This is a genomic window from Sulfuricella sp. T08 (genome assembly GCF_000971475.1).
Classification (GTDB): Bacteria; Pseudomonadota; Gammaproteobacteria; order Burkholderiales; family Sulfuricellaceae; genus Sulfuricella.
The window spans coordinates 1-10744 of record NZ_DF967563.1; the positions used below are offsets into that span (position 1 = coordinate 1).

At 58.9% G+C, this 10744-nt stretch carries 8 protein-coding genes; 5 read left to right on the top strand and 3 right to left on the bottom strand.

Going from position 1 to position 10744, the window contains the following annotated elements:
- On the bottom strand, window positions 1-1643 hold a 1643-nt coding region (locus SCT_RS14330; protein WP_059424311.1), incomplete at its 3' end, for a tetrathionate reductase family octaheme c-type cytochrome.
- 66 nt (window positions 1644-1709) lie between these two features.
- Window positions 1710-2255 carry a DUF302 domain-containing protein gene (locus SCT_RS14335; protein ID WP_059424314.1) on the bottom strand — a complete coding sequence of 182 codons (546 nt, stop codon included), beginning with the start codon at window positions 2253-2255 and terminating at the stop codon, window positions 1710-1712.
- Window positions 2256-2453: 198 nt separating this feature from the next.
- Here SCT_RS14335 and SCT_RS14340 point away from each other — a divergent pair, with 198 nt between their 5' ends.
- The gene (locus tag SCT_RS14340) at window positions 2454-3638 is read left to right on the top strand and encodes an iron-containing alcohol dehydrogenase (RefSeq protein ID WP_059424316.1); all 1185 of its coding nucleotides are present in this window, start codon (window positions 2454-2456) and stop codon (window positions 3636-3638) included.
- Here SCT_RS14340 and fabI read toward each other — a convergent pair.
- Window positions 3635-4438 (bottom strand): enoyl-ACP reductase FabI, encoded by an 804-nt coding sequence (gene fabI / locus SCT_RS14345; protein ID WP_059424319.1) that lies wholly within the window; start codon window positions 4436-4438, stop codon window positions 3635-3637. The two genes, SCT_RS14340 and fabI, sit on opposite strands and share 4 nt — an antisense overlap.
- A 120-nt stretch (window positions 4439-4558) precedes the next feature.
- Between fabI and SCT_RS14350 the strand changes: the two genes are divergently transcribed.
- The 4 genes from SCT_RS14350 to SCT_RS14365 form a co-directional block, all read left to right on the top strand.
- The gene (locus SCT_RS14350; RefSeq protein WP_059424321.1) at window positions 4559-6709 is read left to right on the top strand and encodes an ABC transporter substrate-binding protein; all 2151 of its coding nucleotides are present in this window, start codon (window positions 4559-4561) and stop codon (window positions 6707-6709) included.
- The gene (locus SCT_RS14355; RefSeq protein ID WP_059424323.1) at window positions 6706-7683 is read left to right on the top strand and encodes an ABC transporter permease; all 978 of its coding nucleotides are present in this window, start codon (window positions 6706-6708) and stop codon (window positions 7681-7683) included. Before SCT_RS14350 ends, SCT_RS14355 begins: the two co-directional genes overlap by 4 nt.
- Window positions 7683-9092 (top strand): ABC transporter permease, encoded by a 1410-nt coding sequence (locus SCT_RS14360; RefSeq protein WP_059424607.1) that lies wholly within the window; start codon window positions 7683-7685, stop codon window positions 9090-9092. Before SCT_RS14355 ends, SCT_RS14360 begins: the two co-directional genes overlap by 1 nt.
- A partial coding sequence (locus SCT_RS14365; protein WP_237759705.1) for a dipeptide ABC transporter ATP-binding protein occupies window positions 9089-10744 on the top strand: 1656 nt, incomplete at its 3' end. The genes SCT_RS14360 and SCT_RS14365, both read left to right, overlap by 4 nt.

Genomic DNA, 10744 nt, shown 5'->3' on the forward strand with positions numbered 1-10744 from the left:
AGCACGCCGATCAGAGTCAGCAGAGCGAGTGCCCAGCCGGCCATATCGAGCAGCTTGTTGTTGTCGCCCCGGCCCGGCATGTAGATGCCTTTGACGTTCTGCAGGCGGCCTCCCTTGCTATGGCACTGGGCGCAAGTGAGCGCGTCAGCCTTGGGTGCGACCATGTGGGTAATCGGCCAGCTCATTTCGGTTTTGACGAAGCCATATTTGCCACTGTAAGGCATGTTTGCAGCTTTCGTGCCGGCTTCCAGAGATTTATCCCAGTCGAAGTTCGACCAGTACGAAGTGTCGTCATTACCGAAAACATGGGGTACAACCAGTGTGTTGTTGACTGAGTCATAAGGCTGCTGTCCACGGAACACCTTAACTGGCCAGATCATCGACTTGCCGTCGGTGGGGCTACCCTCGAAGCTGTTGATCTTCACCACTTTGGTGGGGTCCAGCTTGGTTTCGCGCAGGGTGTAATTCACCTTGCCGTTGAACCAGATGTACTCCGGAATAACGTGGTCTTCCCAAACAAAGTTGCCCTTTTTGCTGTCGTAGGAATTGTGCCCGGCGCTATCCTTGGTTGTGATCGGCTTGCCTTCAGGCGTGAGCTTGCCGGCAGTCGACCAGTCCCAGCTCATCTTGGTAGCTTGGCCGCGCGCGAATTCCGGAATATGGCAGGTCTGGCAAGCTATCTTGTCCGTATGCTCGTTCAGCTTGGCCATTTTTGCCGAATGTGGCTTGTTGCCGTGGCAGGACTGGCAGCTGGCGGGGTTGCTGTTGTCAACCTTGCCGCGCATGTGCGGAGGAATAGCTTCCTTGTTGTCGGCTCCGGCTACGGTCGGAGCGTAGCGACTGCCGGGAACCTGGTGGGCAGAAGTCATGTGGCAAGTACCGCAGCTGAAGTTCAGCCCTTTTTTCTCCATGTGAATATCGAGGTATTTGGGCGGGTTCGTCAATGTGCTGTCGAGGTCGCCGTGCTTCACTGCATCGCCGCCGCCGCCATTGAAGTGGCAGGCACCGCAGTTTGCACGACCGGTTTTGCCGACGCTCTGGGCAACTTTGGTGAGATCAGGGGCTTTGACGATTTTGCCGGAATGCGGAGGGAACTCCATATCCTTATAGGTAGGATGTCCCGCCAATCCAGGAATTTTCCGGTAGGTGCCGGTGGATTCGTGGCAGACGACGCAGTCGACGTTTTCTTCCGCGGTAAAGTCAAACTTGTCGTTCTCCCAGCCGTATCCAACGTGACAGGCGTTGCAGAATTTCTGATTCGATTCCACGGCGGTACAGAAGTTGTTGATGACGTGTTTTTTGCCCAGCTTCTGCTTGGTTTCCGGATTGATGAATTCAAAAGTCCAGTGCTTGGTCTTCTGGATCTGCTTGGCAGCCTCGGTGTGGCAGGTCAGGCAGGCCTTGGTGATTTCAGGCCCGGATTTGAAATCCTTCTGCAGCTCCTTGAATTTGCTGTGGTCCGCGGTTGAGTTGGTTTCTTTTTTGACCATGGCTGCTGGAGCTGCCGCAGCCGTTGCAGCCTGTGCAGTTGGAGCTGCTGCCGTCTGCGCGGGTGCGGGAGCTGGCGTGGCGAAAGCGGTCAGCGCTGCCACTGTGGCCCCTGCCACCAGCGTGGACAGGGCGATTTTTAATTTTGACAACATGATACCTCCTGATACGATCTTTTTTGCGAATAATCCGCTTTAAGGTATTTCTGGTGCGATGACGCCTTAACAGCCGCCACCAGTACCCGCAGCAGCGCCACCGGCTGCGCCAGGCGTGCCTTTGATCATCGGGGGTGCAGGCTTGCTCGCATCGAAGATGATGAACTTGGCCTGATCATCTGCGACGTGGCCCATGACTTCGCCCACCAAGGGTCCGAACATCTTGCCCATCAGTCTGGCATTCATCCCTGCAATGTAGGTTTTGCCGTCATTTTTCTTGTAAATGGAAATCTTGCAGGGCATCAGGATGGAGAGGAAACGGACGGAGTCATCCCGGAGAATGGGACCGGAGTATCGGGTGCTGCAGGCTTCGACCATCAACACCGGCAAGGCATTGCCGCCATCCGCTTCAACGGCTTTGGCCGGGTTGCGCAGGCCAGCCAGAGCCCAGCCGTTGCCGACATTCTGGATATTCTGCTGGATACGTGCGACGGTTTCTTCTACGCCGAACGGGCTGGGTATTTCCCAGAACATCATGCTGCTCATGAAGTTATAAGCCATGAACCCCACAAAGACTAGTGCCGCAATAAAACCACCGATAACTTTTAACATTTTGGTTGCTCTCCATTTTTAGACTGATATTAAAACTTTGCCTTAAACAACATTATACCAACCCCAAGACCACATTTCTTAATTCTGATTATATTCTTATATTCGAATAATACAAGACATAAATATCTTGAATTCCTTATTGTTTTAATATGGTGTAAATCCAGTAGAATTGGGCTTTCTGCTTGAATTGTCGCTGACATGATATCTCCATTTTCCATTTCTGGCCTGCCCAAAATTATTTTTGGTGAGGGTCGCCTGAGCGATGTGCCCGAGTTGCTCCAGTCTCTGGGCAAGCGCGTGCTGATCGTTACCGGGGGCAGGTCGTTTCGCGCCTCGCTGCACTGGCAGGGATTGATCGACGCTCTCAAGGGGAGGGGGCTGTCCTGGGAAGATATGGTGGTGGAGCAGGAGCCCTCGCCTGGATTGGTGGACCAGGCGGTCAGGGTGTACCACCATGCCGGCATCGAGATCGTTTTGGGCATCGGTGGCGGCAGCGTGCTGGATGCTGCCAAGGCGATTGCCGGGTTGCTGCCCCACGGCAATTCAGTGATGGACCACCTCGAAGGGGTAGGGCCTGAGCTGCCGTATCAAGGGCCGTCGTTGCCCTTCATCGCGGTGCCGACTACCGCGGGTACCGGCTCGGAGGCAACCAAGAATGCCGTCCTCAGCATGCATGGGCCGGATGGTTTCAAGAAATCCTTCCGTCACGATCTGCTGGTGGCGAGATATGCGGTGGTGGACCCGGCGCTGCTTGCCACCTGCCCGCCTGACCTGATCGCCGCCAACGGCATGGATGCGCTGACCCAGTTGCTGGAATCCTATGTTTCAGCCCGAGCCAATCCCTTTGTCGATGCGCTGGCGCTGAGCGGCCTGGGCTATGTGCGCGATGGTCTGCTGGATTGGTACGAGGGCGGCGAAAAGGCGGCCGAGGGCAGGGCGGGAATGGCTTATGCCGCGTTGCTGTCCGGCATTACCCTGGCGCAGGTGGGGCTGGGATCGGTGCACGGTCTGGCGGCCCCGCTGGGGGCGCTTTTCCCGGTGCCGCATGGCGTAGCTTGCGGTGTGACGGTGGCGGAGGCGACGGCGACCAATATCCGGGCGCTGGGGGAGCGCGAACCTCGCAGTCCAGCCCTGGAGAAATACGCCAGAATCGGTCGACTGTTCAGTCGCAAGCATCTGGACGATGCCACGGCGCTAATGTTCCTGGTGGATATGCTCAGGGAATGGACAAGGAGAATGAGGGTGCCGAGTCTGGGTGCTTATGGCATCCGCGAGGCTGATCTTGACCTGATCGTGGCGAACAGTCGCGGCAGCAGCATGAAGACCAACCCCATCGTGTTGACCGATGGGGAGGTCAGAGAAGTTTTGCTGCGTTGCCTTTAATTCCCCGCTACGGCTTCTTCGGCGTTGCCCAGCGCGGTGATGTTGAAACCGCCGTCGACGTAGGTGATCTCGCCGGTCATGCCGCTGGCGAGGTCGCTGCACATGAAGGCGGCGACATTGCCGACTTCTTCGATGGTGACGTTGCGACGCATCGGGGCGTGTTTCTCATTGTAGGAAAGCAGCTTGCCGAAGTCGGAGATGCCGCTCGCTGCCAAGGTCTTGATCGGGCCGGCGGAAAGGCCGTTGACGCGGATCCCTTTCGGCCCCAGGCTCGCCGCCATGTAGCGTACGTTGGCTTCAAGGCTGGCTTTGGCGAGGCCCATCACGTTGTAGTGGGGAACGGTGCGTTCGGCGCCGAGGTAGCACAGGGTCAGCAGGGCGGCGTTGCGGCCCAGCATCATCGGCAGCCCGGCTTTGGCCAGCGCGGTAAAGCTGTAGGAGCTGATGTCGTGGGCGATCTGGAAGTATTCGCGCGTGACGGAGTCGACGTAGTCGCCGGCCAGAGCCTGTTTTGGCACGAAAGCGATGGAGTGGATGATGCCATCCAGCCCATCCCAGTGCTTGCCGAGATCAACGAATAGCTGGTTGATTTCTTCGTCGCTGGCGACGTCGCAGGGGAAAACCAGGTCGGAACCAAATTCTTTCGCCAGGCCGGCAACGCGATCCCTGACTTTTTCTCCCTGGTAGGTAAAGGCGAGTTCGGCGCCTTCGCGCTTCATTGCAATGGCGATGCCGTAAGCGATGGAGCGGTTGCTGATCATCCCGGTAATCAGGATTTTTTTATTTGCCAGAAAGCCCATTGTTTTTCCCTTAATCACGGTTTGTTCGGAAATCGATATTGATTCCGCATTATAACCCAAATCTCCTCATGGATATCGTTGCTTGGCACCCTGCCGCTGCTTGCGCTACACTGAAACCCGATGAAATTCTCCCTGATATATGCCTTGTTAGCCGTGCTTCTGGCAGCCTGTGGCGCGCCGCCCTGGAACAGCCCCTATCCGGTCGCCGACGAGGGCGGAAATATTGCCTATTCGTCATTTGCCGAACGGCCCAAGCATCTTGATCCGGCGCAGTCCTACAGCTCCAACGAGATCACCTTCACCGGCCAGATTTATGAGCCGCCGCTGCAGTATCATTATCTGAAGCGTCCCTATACTCTGATTCCGCTCTCCGCCACTGAGCTGCCCAAGCCGCTGTTCCTCGATGCGCAGGGCAAGCCCCTGCCGGCCGATAGCGCCGCGGAAAAAGTCGCCTTCAGCGTGTATGAAATCCGTATCAAGCCGGGTGCCCGTTACCAGCCGCACCCGGCCTTTGCCCGCGATGCGCAGGGGCGCTACCTGTATCACGATCTGAAACCGGAAGATCTGGCCAAGGTCTACAAGCTGGCGGATTTCCCGCAAACCGGCACGCGCGAGCTGGAGGCGGCGGATTATGTCCACCAGATCAAGCGACTGGCACATCCCAGGCTGAATTCACCGATTTTCGGCATGATGGGCGAGTACATCGTCGGTCTGAAAGAATATGCAAAAATCCTGGATAACGCACAGAAAAGCTTGCCGCCGGGCGCCCGGCTGGACCTGACGCGCTACCCGCTGGCCGGGGTGGAGGTGGTGGATCGTCATACCTATCGGGTGAAACTCAAGGGCAAATATCCACAATTCCTCTACTGGCTGGCGATGCCGTTCTTCGCGCCGGTGCCGCCGGAGGCAGACCGTTTCTACGGCCAGCCCGGCATGGCCGAGAAAAACCTCACCCTGGACTGGTACCCGGTCGGTACCGGACCCTACATGCTGACGGTGAACGATCCGAACAGGCGCATGGTGCTGGAGCGGAATCCGAATTTCCACGGCGAGGCTTACCCAACCGAAGGCGAGCCGGGTGATGCCGCTGCCGGGTTGCTCAAGGATGCCGGCAAGCCGCTGCCGTTCATCGACAAGGCCGTGTTCAGCCTGGAAAAGGAAAGCATTCCTTACTGGAACAAGTTTTTGCAGGGTTATTACGATGCCTCCGGCATCAGCTCGGACAGCTTCGATCAGGCGGTGCGTGTCGCCACTCAGGGCGAGGCAGACGTAACCGACATGATGAAGGAGAAGGGTATCCGCCTGCAGACCACGGTGACCGCCACCAACTATTACTACGGCTTCAATATGCTTGATCCGGTGGTGGGTGGTTTCTCGGAACAGGCGAAGAAGCTCCGGCAGGCGGTTTCCATCGCGATCGACTACGAGGAATTCATCTCGATCTTCGCCAACGGTCGCGGCATTCCCGCGCAGGGTCCCCTGCCGCCGGGGATTTTCGGTGCGCATGAGGGCGAGCAGGGCATCAATCCCTATATCTACGACTGGGTAGCCGGCAAGCCGAAGCGCAAGCCCATTGAATACGCCAAAAAACTGCTGGCCGAGGCCGGCTACCCGGGCGGGCGCGACGAGAAGACCGGCAAGCCGCTGATGCTGTACCTTGATATCACCGCCACCGGACCGGACGACAAGGCGCGGCTCGACTGGATACGCAAGCAGTTCCAGGCAGTCGATCTGCAACTGGTGGTGCGCAACACCGACTACAACCGATTCCAGGACAAGATCCGCAAGGGCAACGCGCAGATTTTCCACTGGGGCTGGAACGCCGATTACCCCGACCCGGAGAATTTCCTGTTTCTGCTTTATGGTCCCAATGCGCGGGTGAAGGGGGAAGGGGAGAATTCGGCCAATTACGACAACCCGGAATTCAATCATCTGTTCGAACGCATGAAGAACATGGACAACGGTCCGGAGCGACAGAAGATCATCGATGAAATGCTCGCGATTGCGCGTAACGATGCCCCCTGGATCTGGGGCTTCCATCCCAAGCAATACAGCCTGTTTCACGCCTGGTATAAGAACGTCAAACCCAACCTGATGGCTAATAACGGTTTGAAATACGTCCGCATCGATGCCGGCTTGCGCACCAAAAAACAGCGCGAGTGGAATGAACCGGTGCTGTGGCCGCTGGGCCTGCTGGCCGCTGTGCTGGTGGCCGTGCTGGTGCCGGCCGTAGCGGCCTACCGCCGCAAGGAAAGGCAGGCGGCCAGATGATCAACTACATCATCCGCCGCATTCTCTATGCCATTCCCATCTTGATCGGGGTGAACCTGCTTACATTCGCCCTGTTCTTCGTGGTCAACACGCCGGACAACATGGCGCGCATCCATTTAGGCGTGAAGCACGTTACGCCGGAGGCAATCGCGAAGTGGAAGCACGAACGCGGCTACGACAAGCCGCTGATATGGAACAGCGCGGCGCAGGGCGCGAAGCAGGCCAGCGACACCATTTTCTTCGAGAAATCCGTCGGCATGTTCGCCTTCGATTTCGGTCGTTCCGATGAGGGACGCGACATCGCCCACGACATCAAAACACGGATGTGGCCGAGCCTGGCGATCGCGCTGCCGGTGTTTGTGGTCGGGCTGGCGGTCAACATCGCCTTCGCCATGCTGATGGCGTTCTTCCGCGCCACTTACATCGATCTGTCCGGGGTGGTTTTGTGCGTGGCGATGATGTCGATTTCCGGCCTGTTCTACATCATTGGAGGGCAATATCTGGTGAGCAAGCTGCTCCATCTGACGCCGATTTCCGGTTTTGACGCAGGCAGCAATGCGCTCAAGTTCATCATCCTGCCGGTGGTGATCGGAGTCGTCGGCGGCATCGGATCGGGGGCGCGCTGGTATCGCACCATCTTCCTCGAGGAAACCTCCCGGGACTATGTTCGAACTGCGCGTGCCAAGGGGCTGTCGGAGCTTTCCGTGCTGTTTGGCCACGTGTTGAAGAATGCCATGATCCCCATCCTCACCGGCGCGGTGGTGGTGATCCCGCTGTTGTTCATGGGCAGCCTGATCTCGGAATCCTTCTTTGGTATCCCCGGCCTCGGCAGCTACACCATCGACGCCATCAATGCCCAGGATTTCGCCATCGTCCGCGCCATGGTGTTCCTCGGTTCGGTGCTGTACATCGTCGGCCTGATCCTGACGGATATTTCCTATACGCTGGTTGATCCGAGGATCAGGCTGGAATGATGTTATTTAAACCTGTTCTCCTGTGGACCGACATGTTGCTCTGGCTGCTGCTGGCCGGGGTGGCGTTTTACGCCTGGCGGGTGCGGCGGCGCGAGCACTTGCTCCAGCCTTGGCGGCGGTTGCTGCGCAGCCGGAGCGGGGTGGCTTCCGCCGTGGTGCTGCTGGCGTTCGTCGCCGTCGGTGTGCTCGATTCGCTGCATTTCCGCTTGCCGCTGGAGAAGCTGGGCAACGGTGGTGCAGAGACGCATTATTCGCCCGAGGTGCTGAGCGTGTTTGACCTGATGGTCGGCCCGCTCAGGAAGCAGGTGGAAAAAACCTATTCTGCGCCTTTCGCTGCGCATCTCTATACCAAGGAGACCATCGAGCTGCCTGGAGGCAAGCAGGTGCGAGACTATCCACGCCTGAAGTTTGGCGGGGCGCATTTGCGCGAGCCGGCGCGGGAGCAGGCGGGAGACGTTGCTGTTACGGCATTGCAGGGAGGCGTTTACGCGCTCGCGCTGTGCGGGGGGCTGGCAGTTGCGCTGGCGGTCTGGCTGGCGCGGCGCCGCGGCATTTCGCCCGGCGCGGCCTGGACAATGATCCGGCATGGGTGCGACGAAATTCCCTGGCGCACCTTGCTGGCCACCATCGGGCTGCTGGTTCTGTTCGTCTGCCTGGCCACGGTGTTTTCCGCCAAGTATCACATTTTCGGCACCGACAAGGTCGGTCAGGACGTGTTCTACCTGGCGCTGAAAAGCATTCGCACCGGCTTGATGATAGGCACGCTTACTACGCTGGTGATGCTGCCCTTTGCATTGCTGCTTGGTATCATGGCAGGCTATTTTCGCGGCTGGGTGGACGACGTGATCCAGTACACCTACACCACCCTCAGCTCGATTCCCGGCGTGTTGCTGATCGCGGCGGCAGTGCTGATCCTGCAGGTCTACATGGACAGCAACCAGGAGCTGTTCGACACCGTGGCAGCGCGCGCCGACATCCGTCTGCTGTTTCTCTGCGTGATCCTCGGCATCACCAGTTGGACCGGGCTGTGCCGGCTGTTGCGCGGCGAGACCCTGAAAGTCCGTGAAATGGAGTTCATCCAGGCGGCGACGGCGTTTGGCATCGGCCATTTCCGTATCATCGCCCGTCATATCCTGCCTAACGTGATGCACATTGTGCTGATTTCGATCGTGCTGGATTTTAGCGCCCTGGTGCTGGCCGAGGCGGTGCTTTCCTATGTCGGCGTCGGCGTCGATCCGGCCATGCAGAGTTGGGGCAACATGATCAACGGCGCGCGGCTGGAAATGGCGCGCGAACCGATGGTGTGGTGGTCGCTGCTGGCGGCCTTCGTCTTCATGTTCGTGCTGGTGCTGTCGGCCAACCTGTTTTCCGACCGCGTGCGCGATGCATTCGATCCGAGGGTGAGATGAGCGGGCCGCTGCTAGTCGTCGAAAACCTCAGGGTCAGGCTGGACGCCGGAAAAACCCAGGTGCGGGCGGTCGACGGCGTGAGCTTTTCCATCCATCCCCACGAGACCTTTGCCCTCCTTGGCGAATCGGGCTGCGGCAAGTCGATGACGGCGCTGTCCCTGATGCGTCTGCTGCCAGAGGCAGGGCACATTGAGGCTGGCAGAGTCTTGCTCGACGGGCAGGATTTGCTCGGCTTGCCGGAAATCGCCATGCGCGCGGTGCGCGGCAAGCGTATCGCGATGATCTTCCAGGAACCAATGACCAGTCTCAATCCGGTCATGACGATTGGCCGGCAGATCGCCGAGACCCTGCATCGTCATACCGATTTGCGGGGAGAGGCGGCGCAGGCGCGGGTGCTGGATCTTCTCGATGCGGTAGGTATTCCCGCGCCACAAGCACGCTACCACGACTACCCGTTCCAGTTCTCCGGCGGCATGAAGCAGCGCGTGATGATTGCCATTGCCCTGGCGTGCGAGCCCGATCTGCTGATCGCTGATGAACCGACCACGGCGCTGGATGTGACCATCCAGGCGCAGGTGCTGGAGCTGTTGCGCCGCCTCCAGCGCGAGCGCGGCATGGCGGTGATGCTGATCAGCCATGATCTCGGCGTGGTCGCGGAAATGGCGCAGCGAGTGGCGGTCATGTATGCAGGGGAAATTGTGGAAATAGCCGGGCGAGAGGAGTTCTTTGCCAATCCGCAGCACCCTTACACCCGCAAGCTGTTCGCGTCGCTGCCGGGCTCTAAGCGGCGCGGACAGCAGCTCGAGATCATCCGCGGCAGCGTGCCACCGCTAGACCAGGAGTTTTCCGGCTGCCGTTTCGCCGGTCGCTGCGACTATGCCTGGGAGCGCTGCAACAATGAAATCCCGGCGTGGAGCGAGGTAGCCAACGGCCACAGCGTGCGTTGCCATTTGGCTGCGGCTGATCAAATTTCTACCCCCGCTCCTCTCCTCAATCCTCTCCCTGCACCCGCAAGGAGTGTCCCCGCCGAGAGCGGCAGCAAAGCTGCTCGCTCTGGCGAGACGGGAGAGGGGGCAAACGAGAAAGGTGCTGGTTTTGATTTGCCATTGCTGCAGGTGGATGACCTTAAAGTTCATTTCCCCATCCACAAGGGCCTGTTCAAGCGGGTGGCGGGCCATGTCAGGGCGGTGGACGGGGTGTCACTGGCTATTCATTCCGGACGCACTCTGGCGCTGGTGGGTGAATCCGGCTGCGGCAAGACCACGGTGGGCAAGGGCATATTGCAGTTGATCCGCCCCACTTCTGGCAGCGTACGCTTTGCCGGCGATGAGTTGACGCAGTTGAAGGGCATCGCGTTGCGCGCCCGTCGCGCCAATTTCCAGATTGTCTTCCAGGACCCTTATTCCTCGCTCGATCCGCGCATGCGGGTTGCCGACATCATCGAGGAGGGCATGGTGGCGTTGGGAGCGACGACAAGTCCGGATGATCGCCAGAATAGTATGGACAGCTTGCTGCAGCAGGTTGGACTCTCGTACGACAGCAAGTACCGTTATCCCCACGAATTTTCCGGAGGGCAACGTCAGCGCATTGCCATTGCCCGTGCACTTGCGGTGAAGCCGCAGCTGATTGTGTGCGACGAACCGACCAGCGCG